The organism is Brevibacterium linens, assembly GCF_003999335.1.
GTDB lineage: Bacteria > Actinomycetota > Actinomycetes > Actinomycetales > Brevibacteriaceae > Brevibacterium > Brevibacterium linens.
Genome location: NZ_CP026734.1, coordinates 1,266,191 through 1,281,458 on the forward strand (window position 1 = coordinate 1,266,191; position 15,268 = coordinate 1,281,458).

Annotated in this window: 13 protein-coding genes and 1 tRNA gene; 10 read left to right on the top strand and 4 right to left on the bottom strand. The window is 65.8% G+C overall.

All coding sequences use genetic code 11. The annotated features are described in order from the left end of the window. Positions 1-10: 10 nt before the first annotated feature. Genes CXR29_RS05615 through CXR29_RS05630 form a run of 4 tightly spaced genes read left to right on the top strand, consistent with a single transcriptional unit; the run spans position 11 to position 5,113 of the window. Positions 11-958, top strand: a complete 948-nt coding sequence (locus CXR29_RS05615; RefSeq protein ID WP_127364087.1) for an ABC transporter permease — start codon at positions 11-13, stop codon at positions 956-958. Then, on the top strand, positions 955-1,902 hold the full coding sequence (locus CXR29_RS05620; RefSeq protein WP_127364088.1) for an ABC transporter permease: 948 nt from the start codon (positions 955-957) through the stop codon (positions 1,900-1,902). The genes CXR29_RS05615 and CXR29_RS05620 overlap by 4 nt, the downstream gene beginning before the upstream one ends. Beyond that, entirely contained in the window at positions 1,895-3,643 is a 1,749-nt protein-coding gene (locus tag CXR29_RS05625; protein WP_101595418.1) for a dipeptide ABC transporter ATP-binding protein, read from the top strand. The genes CXR29_RS05620 and CXR29_RS05625 overlap by 8 nt, the downstream gene beginning before the upstream one ends. Before the next feature lie 51 nt (positions 3,644-3,694). Beyond that, positions 3,695-5,113 (top strand): amidase, encoded by a 1,419-nt coding sequence (locus CXR29_RS05630; protein ID WP_127364089.1) that lies wholly within the window; start codon positions 3,695-3,697, stop codon positions 5,111-5,113. A gap of 15 nt (positions 5,114-5,128) precedes the next feature. On the opposite strand, the gene CXR29_RS05635 is transcribed toward CXR29_RS05630, so the two are convergent. Then, on the bottom strand, positions 5,129-6,736 hold the full coding sequence (locus tag CXR29_RS05635; RefSeq protein WP_241241601.1) for a hypothetical protein: 1,608 nt from the start codon (positions 6,734-6,736) through the stop codon (positions 5,129-5,131). A 334-nt stretch (positions 6,737-7,070) separates the two neighbouring features. Here CXR29_RS05635 and CXR29_RS05640 point away from each other — a divergent pair, with 334 nt between their 5' ends. After that, on the top strand, positions 7,071-8,381 hold the full coding sequence (locus tag CXR29_RS05640) for a cell division protein PerM (RefSeq protein WP_127364091.1): 1,311 nt from the start codon (positions 7,071-7,073) through the stop codon (positions 8,379-8,381). 136 nt (positions 8,382-8,517) lie between these two features. On the opposite strand, the gene CXR29_RS05645 is transcribed toward CXR29_RS05640, so the two are convergent. Next, positions 8,518-8,970: a hypothetical protein gene (locus CXR29_RS05645; RefSeq protein WP_127364092.1), complete on the bottom strand. Its 453-nt coding sequence runs from the start codon at positions 8,968-8,970 to the stop codon at positions 8,518-8,520. Between the two features lie 102 nt (positions 8,971-9,072). On the opposite strand from CXR29_RS05645, the gene purN reads away from it, so the two are divergent. The 4 genes from purN to CXR29_RS05665 all read left to right on the top strand — a co-directional run bounded on the left by purN (position 9,073) and on the right by CXR29_RS05665 (position 11,951). Then, positions 9,073-9,696: a phosphoribosylglycinamide formyltransferase gene (purN, locus tag CXR29_RS05650; RefSeq protein WP_127364093.1), complete on the top strand. Its 624-nt coding sequence runs from the start codon at positions 9,073-9,075 to the stop codon at positions 9,694-9,696. A gap of 48 nt (positions 9,697-9,744) precedes the next feature. Next, complete coding sequence (purH, locus tag CXR29_RS05655) at positions 9,745-11,289, top strand: bifunctional phosphoribosylaminoimidazolecarboxamide formyltransferase/IMP cyclohydrolase (RefSeq protein ID WP_127364094.1); 1,545 nt, start codon at positions 9,745-9,747, stop codon at positions 11,287-11,289. 106 nt (positions 11,290-11,395) lie between these two features. Continuing rightward, on the top strand, positions 11,396-11,632 hold the full coding sequence (locus tag CXR29_RS05660; protein ID WP_240812112.1) for a DUF3017 domain-containing protein: 237 nt from the start codon (positions 11,396-11,398) through the stop codon (positions 11,630-11,632). A 136-nt stretch (positions 11,633-11,768) separates the two neighbouring features. After that, on the top strand, positions 11,769-11,951 hold the full coding sequence (locus tag CXR29_RS05665; RefSeq protein ID WP_025779915.1) for an Rv0909 family putative TA system antitoxin: 183 nt from the start codon (positions 11,769-11,771) through the stop codon (positions 11,949-11,951). 117 nt (positions 11,952-12,068) lie between these two features. On the opposite strand, the gene CXR29_RS05670 is transcribed toward CXR29_RS05665, so the two are convergent. Next, the gene (locus CXR29_RS05670; RefSeq protein ID WP_127364095.1) at positions 12,069-14,609 is read right to left on the bottom strand and encodes a UvrD-helicase domain-containing protein; all 2,541 of its coding nucleotides are present in this window, start codon (positions 14,607-14,609) and stop codon (positions 12,069-12,071) included. Positions 14,610-14,730: 121 nt separating this feature from the next. Then, the gene (locus CXR29_RS05675; protein WP_101555411.1) at positions 14,731-15,120 is read right to left on the bottom strand and encodes a hypothetical protein; all 390 of its coding nucleotides are present in this window, start codon (positions 15,118-15,120) and stop codon (positions 14,731-14,733) included. Positions 15,121-15,184: 64 nt separating this feature from the next. Between CXR29_RS05675 and CXR29_RS05680 the strand changes: the two genes are divergently transcribed. Beyond that, positions 15,185-15,256, top strand: a tRNA-Gln gene (locus CXR29_RS05680). Positions 15,257-15,268: the final 12 nt, after the last annotated feature.

The window sequence follows — 15,268 nt, forward strand, 5'->3', positions numbered from 1 at the left end:
GCACACGTCGATGCTCACCTACGCCATCAACCGTGCGGTCCAGTTCGCACTGTCCCTCCTCGTCGCCTCGGTGGCGGTCTTCGCCCTGATGAGTCTGCTGCCCGGCAACGCGGCACAGGTGGCGCTGGGAACGAACGCCACCCCGGACGCGGTGGCGGCGCTGGAAGCACAGTACGGGCTCGACCGGCCACCGCTCATCCGGTATTTCGACTGGATGGGCGGAATGCTCACCGGAGACTTCGGCACCTCGTACGTCACCGGTGCCGAGATCACCCCCGTCATCGTGGGCAGCGTCCAGGTGACCGCGATCCTCGTCATCGCCGCCATCGCCGTGTCCATCGTCATCGCAGTGCCATTGGGCACCTTCGCCGCTCTCGAACAGCGCAACTGGATCGGTGTGACGATCTCAGGCCTCAGCCAGGTCGGCATCGCGATCCCGAACTTTCTGGCCGCGATCATCCTCGTCATCGTCTTCTCGCTGACCCTCGGGTGGTTCCCGTCCCAAGGGTGGATGGCTCCGATCGAGGGCCTCGGCGGCTTCCTCCTTCGTCTGGTCCTGCCGGTCGTGTCGCTGGCGCTCGTACAGGCGGCGATCCTCACCCGCTATGTTCGCTCGGCTGTCCTCGACGTGATGCGGGAGGACTATATCCGCACTGCCCGTGCGAAGGGACTGACCCGGACGAAGGCACTGTTCGTCCACGGGCTGCGCAATGCGGCGATCCCCGTCATCACCGTCGCCGGAGTCCAGCTGGCGACCCTGCTGGTCGGGGCCGTGATCATCGAACAGATCTTCGTGCTGCCCGGAATCGGATCCGAACTCGTCCGCGCCGTGGCCAACCGCGACCTTGTGGCGGTCCAGGGCATCGTCATGGTCCTCGTCCTGCTCGTGCTCATCATCAACCTCATCGTCGACATCCTCGTGCCCATCGTCGACCCCCGGATCAGGAACGCCGCATGAAACCGACCGGTGCTCAGAGTCCCCGCGACCATGCCGATCCCGTCGATCTCAACCCGGCCGCCGCGACCGCCTCGGCGAACGGCGGCTCCGCCCGGTCCCGCAAGAGCGGGCGGCGGGGGAACGCATCGATGGTCATCGGTGCGGGCCTGGTCGTGCTCATCGTCGCACTCGCCCTCGTCTCCTTCGTGTGGACCCCGTACGATGCGAACGCGATCGACCCCGCGGCCCGGCTGCAGAACGGCAGCCTCGCCCATCCGTTCGGCACCGACACCTTCGGCCGGGACACGCTGACCTGGGTGATGGTCGGGGCGCGGATCACGCTGCTCGTCGGCGTCGTCGCCGTCGGCATCGCCCTGCTCATCGGCACCCCGATCGGAATCATCTCCGCCCTCTTCGCGAAGCAGCCGTGGGGAATCTGGATCGACTCGGTGATCATGCGCGCCAACGACATCCTGCTGGCCTTCCCGGCTCTGCTGCTGGCGATCATCTTCGCCGCCGTCTACTCGCCGGGGACGGGCCCGGCGATGGTCGCCGTCGGCATCGCCGCGATCCCCGGGTTCGCTCGAGTCGCGAGGTCGGGGACGCTGCAGGTCCTGGGCACCGAATACGTGCGCGCCGCACGAGCGTCGAACCGTCGGATCCCGGCCATCGCCGTCGTCCATGTGCTGCCGAACATCGCCGGAATGGTCATCGTCCAAGCATCAGTGGCGTTCGCGATCTCGGTCCTCGCCGAGGCGGGGCTGTCCTTCCTCGGACTCGGCACCCAGGCCCCGACGCCGTCGTGGGGCCGGATGCTGCAGGAGTCCCAGCAGTACCTGTCCACTCACCCCGAACTCGCGCTGTGGCCGGGCGTGTTCATTGCGCTCGCCGTCCTCGGCTTCAACCTCTTGGGCGACGGGCTGCGCGACCGTTTCGATCCGAAGATGGAGGCTCGAGGTGCCTGAGAATCTGCTCGAGGTCCGCGACCTCACCATCACCCCTGCGGGAACACAAACGCCGGTGCTCCATGACGTCAGCCTCAGCCTGGCTTCGGGGGAGCGGGTCGGACTCATCGGCGAATCCGGCTCGGGCAAGTCGCTGACCGCCCAGTCCGTGATGGGACTGCTGCCCGAAGAGCTGCACACCCGGGGGCGGGTGCACCTGCAGGGGCACTCCGGGAACCTGCTCGACGCGAAGGAGACGACCCTGGCCGGGATGCGGTCGGACATCGTGTCCATGGTGTTCCAAGAGCCCATGAGCGCACTCAACCCGCTCATGCGCATCGGCGACCAGATCGCCGAAGTGCTGCGCATCCACGGCAAGGTGCCCCGAGCTCAGATCCCGACTCGTGTGCGCGATCTGCTCCGCGACGTCCACATGCCCGACCCGGACAGTGCCCGGTTCGCCTACCCGCACCAGATGTCGGGCGGGCAGCGGCAACGCGTCATGCTCGCGATCGCCCTGGCGAATTCGCCGCGGCTGCTCATCTGTGACGAACCCACCACCGCCCTCGACGTCACGGTGCAGAAGCGGATGCTCGACCTCATCGCCGAAAGGGTCTCGGACGTCGAGGCGGGGCTGCTGTTCATCACTCACGACCTCGCCGTCGTCGCCGGAATCTGTGATCGAGTCATCGTCATGTACCGCGGCCGCATCGTCGAGACCGGCAGCGTCGACGAAATCTTCACCGCACCTCAGCACGAATACACGCGAGGGCTCCTGGCATCCTCGGACCTCGACGCCACCGACGAGCGCGGTCGGCTCTTCACGCTCAAGACCGCGCTCGCCTACTCGGGTCCGCGGCTCGACAAGGCAGCGTCGTCGGCAGAGCCGGTGGAGCCGGGGGATTCCGTGGACGGGACCGCCTCGGTGACGGACGACGATGGGACCGCCTCGGTGCGGGAATCGGCGCCGCTCATCGACGTCTCGGACGTCACCCGGGTCTTCCGCGGACGCGGTCTCTTCGGCCGCAGACGATCGGACGTCACCGCTCTGGGCGGAATCGACTTCGCCGTCTCGACCGGAGCGCGGCTGGGCATCGTGGGGGAGTCGGGCTCGGGGAAATCGACGCTGCTGAACATCCTCTCCGGTCTCGACCGACCGACCACCGGCCATGTACGCGTCGGCGACATCCGCGTCGAAGCCGCGAGCTCTCAGGCGCTGCGTCGCTTGCGCGAGCGCCTGCAGATCGTGTTCCAGGACCCATTCGCTTCGCTCGATCCGCGGATGCGCATCGCCGATATCGTCGCCGAACCGCTCATCGCCGCGGGTATCGACAAGGACGAACGGGATGCGCGGGTCGTGGAGATGATCACCGCCGTCGACCTCGATGCGGACTCTCTGCGTCGGTACCCGCACCAGTTCTCGGGCGGGCAGAGACAGCGCATCTCGATCGCTCGGGCACTGGTGACCAAACCGCAGATCCTCGTCGCCGACGAACCGGTCTCCGCCCTCGACGTCTCGGTGCGTGCGCAGGTGCTCAACCTGCTCACCGACCTCGTCGACGAGTACGCGCTGACCCTCCTCTTCGTCTCCCACGACCTCGGCGTCGTCAAACACCTGTGCTCCGACGTCATCGTCATGAAGGCCGGGCAGATCGTCGAATCGGGGGCCACGGAGGACATCTACGCGAACCCGCAGGAGGAGTACACACGGAGCCTCATCGCCGCCACCCCGAGCCTGGCCGAGGCGCTCGCGGCCGGATAGCGCGGCCGGCGTCTGCGAGCAGCGACGAACCATCGAGAGAAAGGGCAGCACGTGAACACAACGCTTGCCGACCACAGTGCGGCCGAACTGGCGGCCGGTTTCGCCGGCGGAGACTTCGACCCGCTCGAGGTGCACTCCGCGGTCGTCGACCGCATGAACGACTGCGAACCGACCATCAATGCGCTGTTCCACCGCGACGACGACCGCTCCCGGAACTCAGCCGCGGCCAGCGCCGCCCGCTGGCGTGAGGGCCGCCCGCTGAGCGACCTCGACGGGGTGCCCGTGACGATCAAGGAGAACATCGCTCGCCGCGGCGTCCCGCTGCCCAGCGGCCACGCCTGGGTGGAGATGCCGGTGGCCGACGACGACGCCCCGATCACCCAGCGTCTCGAAGAAGCCGGCGCCGTCATCCTCGGGTCGACGACGATGCCCGACTGGGGAATGCTCTCGTCAGGTGTGTCCTCACTGCACGGAATCACCCGCTCGCCCCTTGACCCGAGACTGACGACCGGCGGGTCGAGCGCCGGCGCCGGAGCCGCAGCGGCGGCCGGATACGGACCCATCCACATCGGCTCCGACATCGGCGGGTCCATCCGCCTGCCGTGCACCTGGCTCGGACTGGCCGGACTCAAACCCAGCTTCGGTCGAGTCCCGCTCGATGCCCCCTACCTGGGCAGGTGTGCAGGACCCCTCGCGCGGACGATGGCCGATGTCAAGGCCGCCATGGACATCATCTCCGCCCCGGACGATCGCGACTATTCGCGGCTGCCGCGGTTGGCCGCCGATGACGCGCAATCACTGCCGGGCAGGGAGTCGACCGCGGTCTTCGATCCGCAGGGACTGCGCATCGGTGTCCAGCTCGACGCCGGGTGCGGGGTCGCCGCCGCTGCGCAGGTGCGTTCTGCCGTCACCGAGGCGGCCGAGAGGTTCTCCGCGGCCGGAGCAGAAATCGTCACGCTCGATCCGTTCATCGACGATGATCTGCTCCATGACATGGACCTGTTCTGGCGGGTGCGATCGTGGGCCGACCTCAAGGCGCTGCCCGTCGACGAACAGACGCTCATCCTGCCCTATATCCGACAGTGGGCGCAGGACGGAGCCGATACCAGTGGAGTCGAGCTGATGCGCTGCTATCACAGTGTCCAGGAGATCCGGCGTCGGACGATCACCGCCACAGCCGAATTCGACCTGGTGATTTCGCCGACGGCTCCGGATGCGGCATTCCCGGCCGAGCAGCCCATGCCGTACCCACAGGTGCACGAACCGATGGGCCATATCGGGTTCACCATGCCGTTCAACATGTCCGAACAGCCGGCGGCAACGGTGCTGGCCGGATACATGGATGACGGTCGGACCATCGGCGCGCAGATCGCCGGACGGCGGTTCGCCGACGACCTCGTCATGGCCGCCGGCGCCTGGTTCGAGGCCGCGGCCGGACTCGCACAGCCGACACGGTCGGTGGTGGGCTGAGCGCGGACTCGGGGATCAGAAGTCGAAGAACTCGACCGAGAGCTTGTCTCCGTCGATCTTCACGCTTCCCGACACCGACAAGGAGTTTCCGTTGGAGAAGTACGAGGATCCGGACCTCTTGCCGTCGACGGAGAAGTTGAACTTGCCGGGCTTGTCGGTATAGAACGAGCCGGTGCTCGTGTCTCCGGTGCCGAAGCTGGCCTTCACCTCGGGCATCTCCTTCATGTCCCACTCGGCGGTGTTCTTCTTCGCCAGATCATCGAGCTTCTTGTCCGAACCGCCGACGGGAATCTCGGTCGGGTCGTACTTGATGAAGTCGCACTTCGGCTCGATGCTCTTGTTGTCGAAGCACTTCTCGAGCTCCTTCTCGACCTGTTTCTGAACTTCCTTTTCGAAGGCGCCGGTCGGGGCCAGGTTGAGGTTGAGGGTGGTGGGGGACACCTGCCCCTTGTTCGGCTGTCCACCGGGAGCGAAGGCCTTCGGGAAGTTCACGTTGGCCGTATCGGATGCCTCTGAGATCCACTTGCTCTTCGGGATCGTGAAGTCATAGCTGCCGGGGTAGACGGCGAACGAGGTGGTGCCCGACTTCGCTTTGTAGTCCTCGCCGTTGACGGAAAGACCGTCGGCGGCGGGAATATCGAGCGAGATGACGTTGAGGTCGGGGCCCTTCATCGTCCACTTGTCGAAGAACAGGTCCTGCTTGCCGTCCTTCGTCGCGGAGAGCTCGACATTGTAGGGGCTGCCGTCGAGCTCGTAGGAGACGACGACGGTTCCCTTGTCTCCGTCCGTCTTCGACGATTCGACCTTGGCCTTCTCGATCTTCGCCGAGGAGGAATCGGTGAATTCCTTCTGCAGCAGGTCGAGGTTCGTCCCTTCCGGGCGTGCGGACGGTGCGATCTTCTCCGCGGCGGCGAAGTCACCCTTGTTCAGGGCTTCGACGTAGTCTTCGGCGACTTTGTCGGGTCCGTACTTGTTCTTGTTCACGCTGCCGATGAGGAAGAACCCGACGAGGACGAGGATGATGACGAGTGCGACCGCGCCGAGAGTGATGAAGAGGGGCATCTTGCCCTTCTTCTTGTCGGGGCGATTCTCGGCCCGGGTGGCAGTGCTCTGCCCGCCGGCGAAGCCCGGGGCCGGAGCCGGCTGCGGTATCCCCTGGGACGGGCCGGATCCTGTCTGTGGGGCATTCGGGCCAGACCCCGTCTGGTACTGCCCGGACTGGTTCTGGGCGGAGTTGTACTGGCCCGGCTGGTTCAGGGCACCGGGATACGGGGGCTGATTCTGCGCTCCCGGATAAGCCGCATTCGAGTACTGGTCGCCCGGCTGTTGGCCACCCGGCTGTTGGCCACCTGGCTGTTGGCCGTCCTGCGGCTGGGCGCCGGGGTAACCCCCGTCCGGCTGCTGCGGGTTCTGGTACTGGTTGTTCGGGGCCTGTCCATTCTGAGCCTGGCCACCGGGAGACGGGGCACCGGGGTAGGGGCCTGCCTGTGAGCCGCCCGGGCCCTTCGCTCCGCCCTGCGGACCGGGGCCGAATGACTCATCGTTCTGGGCTCCGGGAGCCGAATACTGCGGTGGCTGGTTCTGTTGTGGAGAGGCAGGGGCGACCGTGGGACGTGACGGCAAATCGTCGGTCGGGGATCCCAGTGGAGGTGCCTGGTCATCGGGCACTGAGGCAGCGCTGCCGGACTGAGCCGGACCATCGGAGGCTGAAGGGGTGTCGCCGGAGGTCGAATCCGGACGATCCTCGGCCGTCGGCGGCTCCGACTCAGGCTTCGGTCCGCCGGTCTCCGGAGGCTCGCTGGGTGGTGGCGGGAAATTGGGGTGAACGTTCCCGTTGCTCATCGTGGGGTCATCCTTTGCGTGTACAAGCCTGTCCTGGCGCAATTGTACTTCCCGGAACAGGGAATCGCGTGGTCAATACCGGGAAGCCGAGACGGGTTAGGCGAAAATGGTCCTGATGCACACTTCTCCACACCCTCAGCCCTACCGGCGCACGATCCTCGCGGTCCTCATGGAAGTCGCGAAGATCGATCTCATCGTCGTCCCCGCAGGATTCGTCATCGCCACCGTCTTCTGGATCATCGGGCTCGGCTCACAGCTGCCCTATTCGACGATTCCCGAATGGGCATTCGCACTGTGGGCGACGGTGTCAGGGCTGAGTGTCTCGACCCTCGGTTTCGACTTCTCACTCGCACCGAGTCTCGTGACTGTCGGCCTGTGGTTCCTGGTGGCGGCCGGCGCCAAACGTGTGGTCGGTGGCACGGCAGCGGACAGTCCGACCGAGAGCGACCTCGGCGGATGGTGGGCGCTCATGGGAACAGCTCTGGGCACCTACGTCGTGGCCTACGCGGGTCCACTCCTGGTGCTGGCGATCCTGGTCGGACAGGCCGCGGTGACGCCGTTCGGATTCCTCCGGCTCGTCCTCTTCCTCCTCACGGCCGTGGCCTGGGCCCTCATCCGGGTCCGCGGAATCGGTGACATTCCCGGCCTGTCCCCGATCGCCGATGAGACCTTCAGCGTCGCCGTCCGACTCGTCCGCCGTCTGCTGTGGGCGGCAGCGGCTCTCGGCGTGATCGTGCTCCTCGTCGGAATCGCGATCCGCTGGAGCGACGTCGCCGATACTCTGCAGGTCTACAGCTCACCGGTCGCCGCCGGCATCGGTCTCATCGTCGTCCAGGCGCTCTTCGCCCCGAGCATCGTCTACTCGGCCGTGTCCTGGACTGCCGGGACGGGAGTGGGCATCGGCGGGGCCGGGACGAGCTCGGCATTCACCTCGACCTCCGCTCCGGTGCCCGATGTGCACGTGCTGCAGCTGCTGAGCGGGGACTATCCGGCGTGGACGGCGGCCGCACCGGGACTCCTAGTGCTGCTCGGGCTGCTGTGCGTCATCCTCGGCCGCGACCGAGCTCGCGACATCGCCGAGCAGTCGTGGATCGGACTGGGAATCGCGATCGGGATACTGTTCGTCATCGTCGAGGTCCTCGCCCTGTTCGCCCGCGGAGCCATGGGCCCACTGGGCCTGTCCGGGTTCGGACCTTCGGCACTGACGTCGGCACCGGCGATCACGGGGTGGATCGGTGCGGGCATGGCCGCCGGACTCCTCTTGATCAGACTCTCCGGTCTGCACACCGTCGACTCCGATTTCGCCGATGACGATGAGGATGGAGACGACGAGGATGCCTTCGATGAGGCAGACGGATCAGAGGCATTCGGCGAGGACGAGCCGGAGCCGGTCGACGGCGTCGTCAACGACGACGAACCGCGATAGACGGGGATGCCGCCTCGGTGAGGGGTCAAGCTTGAGGCGAGGGCATCCGCGGTGAGGGGAACAGCGTTGAAGGCCGGCGCTGAAGGCCGGCGCCAGAAGGATCGGGGCCAGAAGGATCGGGGCCGGGCTCCGTGGATCAGTTGGTGCCGGGCAGATCGAGGTCCTGGCCGGTGATCTGCTTGAACCAGTCGCCCAGGCCGGACTGATAGTCGCTCGTACACGAGATCTGGGCCTGCTGGGTGATCGCATCGCGCAGGCATTCTTCGTACTTCGACTGCACCGGCCAGAGGATGACCGAGGACATCGTGGAGAAGATGAGATAGATGCTGAGCAGACCGCCGAGGATGCCCAAGGACATGTTCCGGCGCTGCTTGGCCCTGACGACGGCGACGATGTACTTCACCGACCACACGACCGCGGCTACGGCGAAGCCGATGGCGGCGAGCTTGAACGGCAGCTGATACGTGAACGTCAGCACCGAGGCGAGGATCAGCAGTATCAGGACCAGTCCATGCCGTGCGGGTGCGGCCTGTGCCTCCTCTTCGGGAGTCGGCGCTTTCTTCTCTTCGGTATTCTGCGGTGACGTCACCGGATCAGTTTCTCACAGTCGACTGACAAATGCCTCGGCGGCCCGTGTCCGCAGGGTGACCGTCGGGCATCGTCCACGAGCTGCAGACGTTAGACTGTGCGGGTGCGCATCGTTCTTCTGGCATCCGGTTCCGGTACCCTCACGCAGTCCGTCATCGACGCTTTCGCCGATGGAACCCGCGGAGTCGATATCGTCGCCATCGGAGCCGACTCGACCACGGCCGGGGTCCTGGAGCGGGCAGAACGGCATGCGATTCCCACCTTCGTCGTCCGACCCAAGGACTACGCCGACCGTGACGAATGGAACCGGGCGCTGAAGGACACGGTGGCCGAGCTTGCCCCGGACTGGGTGATCTCCGCCGGATTCATGCGCATCCTCGGCCCCGTCTTCGTCGACGCCTTCCCATCCAGGATCATCAACACCCATCCGGCGCTGCTGCCATCGTTTCCCGGGGCACACGGAGTCCGCGATGCGCTCGCCCACGGGGTGAAGCTGACCGGTGGAACCATCCACCTCGTCGATTCGGGAGTCGACACCGGACCGATCATCACCCAGTACGCGGTTCCCATCGGCGATGACGACACCGAGGAGACCGTGCACGAGAACATCAAGGCCCGTGAACGCGCAGAGCTCGTGCGCCTGCTCGCGCACCTGGCCCATACCGACCTCGTCGTCGATGGTCGACATGTCCGCGGATATGTCGCCTCGGCGATGACCGCCCACTGACCCCGCCGTGCGAAGAACCGACCGGCGATCGAACCTCGAGGAGGATCTGTGACAGGAACCCGTGCGATCAAGAGAGCGCTGATCAGCGTCTACGACAAGACCGGCCTGGAGGAGCTGGCTCGCGGCCTCCACGCAGCCGGAGTCCAGATCGTGTCGACCGGATCCACGGCTGCGAAGATCGCCGAGGCGGGAGTCGCGGTGACGAAGGTCGAAGAGCTCACCGGGTTCCCCGAATGCCTCGAAGGACGGGTCAAGACCCTGCACCCACGCGTCCACGCCGGCATCCTCGCTGACTCCCGCAAGCCCGAGCATCTCGAGCAGCTGTCCGAACTCGAGATCGAACCCTTCGACCTCGTCGTCGTCAACCTCTACCCGTTCGCCGACACCGTCGCCAGCGGAGCCGGCTTCGATGACTGCATCGAACAGATCGACATCGGCGGCCCCTCGATGGTGCGTGCGGCAGCGAAGAACCATCCCACGGTCACCGTCGTGACGGATCCGGCCGACTATTCGGCCGTTCTCAACGCTGCCGCCGGTCACGGCTTCGACATCGAGGCCCGTCGCACCTTCGCCGCCCGCGCCTTCGCCCACACCGCGGCCTACGACGCGGCGGTCGCCTCCTGGTTCGCCGCGGAGCTCGCCACCGATGAGAAGGCCGCATTCGCCGGTCTCACCGGGGAGAAGATCGCCGACCTGCGCTACGGGGAGAACCCGCATCAGGCGGCGGCCGTCTACTCGGACGGAACCGTGGGAATCGCGGGGGCGAGACTGCTCGGCGGCAAGGCGATGTCGTACAACAACTACACGGACACCGATGCCGCGATCCGCGCCGCGTTCGACTTCGACCAGCCGGCCGTGGCCATCATCAAGCACGCGAATCCCTGCGGACTCGCCGTCGGTGAGACTGCGGCCGCGGCGCACAAGGCCGCGCACGAATGCGATCCGCTGTCGGCCTACGGCGGTGTGATCGCCACGAACCGGGAGGTCGACGCCGAGCTGGCCGCCTCGATCAAGCCGATCTTCACCGAATGCCTGGCGGCTCCGTCGTTCAGCCCGGAGGCGCTCGAGATGCTCGCGACGAAAAAGAATCTGCGACTGCTCGAACTCGGCGACATCGATGTGCCCACAGCCGAGATCAAGCCGATCAGCGGTGGATTCCTCGTCCAGGACCGTGACGCTTTCCAGGCCGACGGAGACTCCGCCGAGAACTGGACCCTGGCCGCCGGTCCGGCAGCTGCACCCGAGGTCCTCGCGGATCTCGAATTCGCGTGGAAGGCCGGGCGGGCCGTGAAGTCGAACGCCATCCTGCTCGCCAAGGACGGTGCCTCGGTGGGTGTGGGAATGGGTCAGGTCAACCGCGTCGACTCGGCCAAACTCGCCGTCGAACGTGCCGGAGCCGAACGCGCCACGGGAGCGGTCGCTGCCTCGGACGCCTTCTTCCCGTTCCCCGACGGTCTGCAGATCCTCATCGATGCAGGAGTCACCGCCGTGGTGCAGCCGGGCGGATCGATCCGCGACGATGAGGTCATCGCGGCTGCGGAGGCGGCCGGAGTCACGATGTACCTGACCGGGAGCCGCCATTTCTTCCACTGAGATGAAACGGCCTCATCCCCGCCATGCACGGCGGGGGAGAGGGCCGATCTCGAAACGATGGATCTATTGGAAACGGCGGTACGCGCATCCCACCAGGCGTGATTGGGTGCTGCTCGGCTGTCTTCTGGGCGTCGCCGCGGCAGCGGCGTGCTCCATCGTCGACTTCCGCCTCGGTGCTGTCGTCCTCGCGGTCGTCCCCGCCGGGCTCGCCGGGTTCCGGGCGATGCCGCCGCCGTGGACCGATGTGTGGACGAACCGGTCGAAGACCGTTGACATCGCCACCTGTCTGCTGTTCGCCGGACTGCTGGTCGTGCTGGCGTTCCTCGTGCCATTGACCCGCTGATGATTCGGTCTCGGCGACATTCTTTATGTGCATTCGCTGAGAACTGCGACGCGCGGGTGTTGCCACGCCGGTAACAATGGCAAGGTGAGTGGCGTCAGAGGTTCGCTCAGAACCTTTTCCGATGAAAGGAGACAGCATGGGACTCGACGATCTTACGAACAAAGCCAAGGACGCCTTGAATAGCGATAAGGGTGAAGAGATCAGCGACCAGGGCCTGGACAAGGCTGCTGACGCCGCCAACAACGCCACCGGCGGAAAATTCGAAGACCAGATCAACCAGGGTCGCGAAGGTGCCGATGGCAAATTGGGCAACGAATGATCTTTGAGCCATAGCCGCGTCCGGCATGGATGAGCGCCGAGGAGAACGTGAGTTCTCCTCGGCGCTCTCTCTATTCGCGGCACGGTGCCGGACCGTGCGTCCACCGAAGCGGTCGGCTCAGCTGAGTTTGTCGATCGGGGCGTAGCGCAGCAGCAGCCGCTTCGATCCGGCCGAGCCGAAGTCGACGACGGCCACGGTCTTGTCTCCGACGCCGTTGACCTCGGTGACGGTGCCGAGCCCGAAGGACTCGTGTGAGACCTTCTCACCGACCTCGACGGAGATGACCTCGCGGTTGGGGCGGATCCGGTTGGGGAATCCGGCGACCGGTGTCGATGAACTCGCACTCGAGCGTGAGCGGGAACTGCCGCCGGACGACCGCGACGACCCGAAACCGCGGGAATAGCCGCCGGAGCCGAATCCACTGGAACCGTAACCACCGGAGCCGAAGCCTCCGGACCCGAAGCCACCGGAGAAGCTTCCCGTGTTCTCCCAGTTGATGAGGTTCTCCGGGATCTCGGAGAGGAACCGGCTCGGCGGATTGTACTGAGGCTGACCCCACATGCTCCGTGTTTCGGCGCGAGTGACGAGCAGCCGCTGCCGAGCTCGGGTGAGCCCGACATAGGCCAGACGTCGTTCTTCCGACAGCTCCTGCGGATTCTCAAAGGAACGCGAATGCGGGAATCCTCCGTCTTCGAGCCCGGTGAGGAAGACCACCGGGAACTCCAAGCCCTTGGCCGTGTGCAGAGTCATCAGCGTGACCTGACCGAGTTCGGCATCGGGGATCTGATCCGTATCCGAGGCCAGAGCCACCTGCTCGAGGAACTGATCGATGGCCGCCGCGCCGACGCCTGGGGCGGTGGAGGCGACAGCGGAACCGGCGTCATCGACGGCGGGATCGACCGCCTCGGCGGCGGTTTCGGTCTCTGCAGCGGTCGGATCTTCGGCGGTCGTCTCGGTGCCGGTGCCGGTGCCGGTGTCTGTGTCGTCCCGGGTGTCTCGTTGGGCAACCGCGGCGGCCTCGCGAGTGGCGACGAAATCCTCGGCCACGGCGACGAGCTCGGCGAGGTTGTCGACTCGGGATTCGTCCTGCGGGTCGGTGCTCTTCTGCAGGGATTCGAGGTATCCGGACTGCTCGAGGATCGCCTCGATGACGCGGGAGAGCGGGGAGGACTCGGCGGTGGAGCGCAGATCCTGCATGAGGTCGTAGAACTTCTGCACCGAGGTCAGTGCGCGCGAACTCAGATGCGGGATCTCGTCGAGGCGGCCCAGAGCGGTATAGAAGCTGATGCTCTCTCGGTCGGCGAAGTCGGCGATGATGCCTTCGGTGCGGTCGCCGATTGAGCGTTTGGGCACATTGAGGATGCGGCGCAGGTTGACGTCGTCATCGGGGTTGGCGACGACGCGCAGATAGGCGAGGGCGTCCTTGATCTCCTTGCGCTCGTAGAAGCGGGTGCCGCCGACGACCTTGTACGGGATTCCGGAGCGGACCAGTGCGTCTTCGATGGCGCGCGATTGAGCGTTCGTGCGATAGAAGACCGCGAAGTCACCGTAGGTGTACGTCTCCTCGTCGATGAGGTCATCGATGCGGTCGACGATGAACCGTGCTTCACCCTGCTCGTTCTCGGCCACCCAGCCGACGATCTGTTCGCCGGAGCCCTCCGAGGTCCACAGTTTCTTCTCCCGGCGGTCGTCGTTGTTCGCGATCACGGCGTTGGCCGCGTCGAGGATGTTCTGTGTCGACCGGTAGTTCTGCTCCAAGAGAATGGTGTCCGCGTTCGGAAAGTCCTTCTCGAATTCGACGATATTGCGCACCGTGGCGCCGCGGAAGGCATAGATCGACTGGTCGGCGTCGCCGACGACGGTGAGTTCGGCTCCCGTCGGACCTCCCGCACCGTCACCGGCGAGGGCCTTGATCAGGGCGTACTGTGCCGGGTTCGTGTCCTGGTACTCGTCGACGAGGATATGGCGGAACCGACGACGGTAGGAATCGGCCACCTCGGGGAAGGCGCCGAAGAGATGGACGGTCTCTGCGATGAGATCGTCGAAGTCGAAGGCATTGGCCAGCCGCAGACGGGAGGTGTAGCGCTTGAAGACGTCGGCGAGCACCTCGTCGGCGGGATTGTTGGGCCGCGGGATGAAGTCATCGGGGGTCTGCAGCTCGTTCTTGAGGTTCGAGATCCGGTGCAGGATCGCCCGCGGAGCGTACTTCTTCGTGTCGAGTCCGAGCTCCTTGAGGATCTGGGCGACGAGCCGTTGCGCGTCCTGGGCGTCGTAGATCGTGAAGTTCGACTTCATGCCCAGCACCTTCGCTTCGCGGCGGAGGATGCGCACGCACGAGGAGTGGAACGTCGAGACCCACATGGCACGGGACGCGGGCCCGACGATCGAGGACACGCGTTCGGCCATCTCCTTGGCGGCCTTGTTCGTGAACGTGATCGCCAGGACCTCGCCGGGATGGGCTCGACCGGTGGCCAGGGCGTAGGCGATGCGTCGGGTGAGCACGGTCGTCTTGCCCGATCCGGCCCCGGCGACGATGAGCAGCGGGGATCCCGTATGGATCACGGCCTCGCGCTGCCTGGGGTTGAGCCCGGTGAGGAGTTCGGCCGCTCGGGAGTCGGCGCCGGCGGCATGGTTCGTGTGTTCAGCTGCAGCAGTCATGTCGCCCCCAACGATACCGTCAGCCCCAGACACGAGCCCCCACCCCTCAGAACTACCCGACGGCGGCTCAGCAACCTCGCGCCAGGTTGCTGAGCCGCCGTCAGGTAGCAATTGGGGAGGGTCAGTGGATGAAGACGGCCACGATGACGTTGATGACGGCGAAGGCCACCACCAGGTGAGCCATGGTCGCCGACGGGTTCTTCACCGCCACGGCACCGCCTTCGGCAGGGGCAGAGGCCGTGAACGCCTTCTGCTTCCGGTTGCCGATGAAGGCGAAGACCGTGACGAGGATCGCCACGACCAGTTTGATGCCGATCTTCATATGGTTGACGTCGTCATCGCCCATCTCGGCCAGGCCCACGAGCAGCAGTCCTGTGATCAGCTGCAGATAGGCGCCGTGCAGCATACCGGGCATCACTCTGGGGGAGCGGACGACGGTGAAATAGCCGCCGACGATGATGGCCATGCCCAGCAGATGCAGGGTCAGCAGAATCTCGCGTAGAATTTCCATACAGTTAATCGTAGTGGCATGATGGTGTCTCGTGAGCGCGGGCCCCTCTACTGGTGCACGCTGTTCCGCCCTGGTGTAATGGCAGCACGCCGGCCTTTGGAGCCGTGCAGTATAGGTTCGAATCCTATGGGCGGAGCTGGCCCAACCC

Coding starts and splice junctions, on each gene's coding strand:
- CXR29_RS05615 (WP_127364087.1), top strand. CDS start 11: ATGCTCACCTACGCCATCAACCGTGCGGTCCAGTTCGCACTGTCCCTC.
- CXR29_RS05620 (WP_127364088.1), top strand. CDS start 955: ATGAAACCGACCGGTGCTCAGAGTCCCCGCGACCATGCCGATCCCGTC.
- CXR29_RS05640 (WP_127364091.1), top strand. CDS start 7,071: ATGCACACTTCTCCACACCCTCAGCCCTACCGGCGCACGATCCTCGCG.
- CXR29_RS05665 (WP_025779915.1), top strand. CDS start 11,769: ATGGGACTCGACGATCTTACGAACAAAGCCAAGGACGCCTTGAATAGC.
- CXR29_RS05670 (WP_127364095.1), bottom strand. CDS start 14,609: ATGACTGCTGCAGCTGAACACACGAACCATGCCGCCGGCGCCGACTCC.
- CXR29_RS05675 (WP_101555411.1), bottom strand. CDS start 15,120: ATGGAAATTCTACGCGAGATTCTGCTGACCCTGCATCTGCTGGGCATG.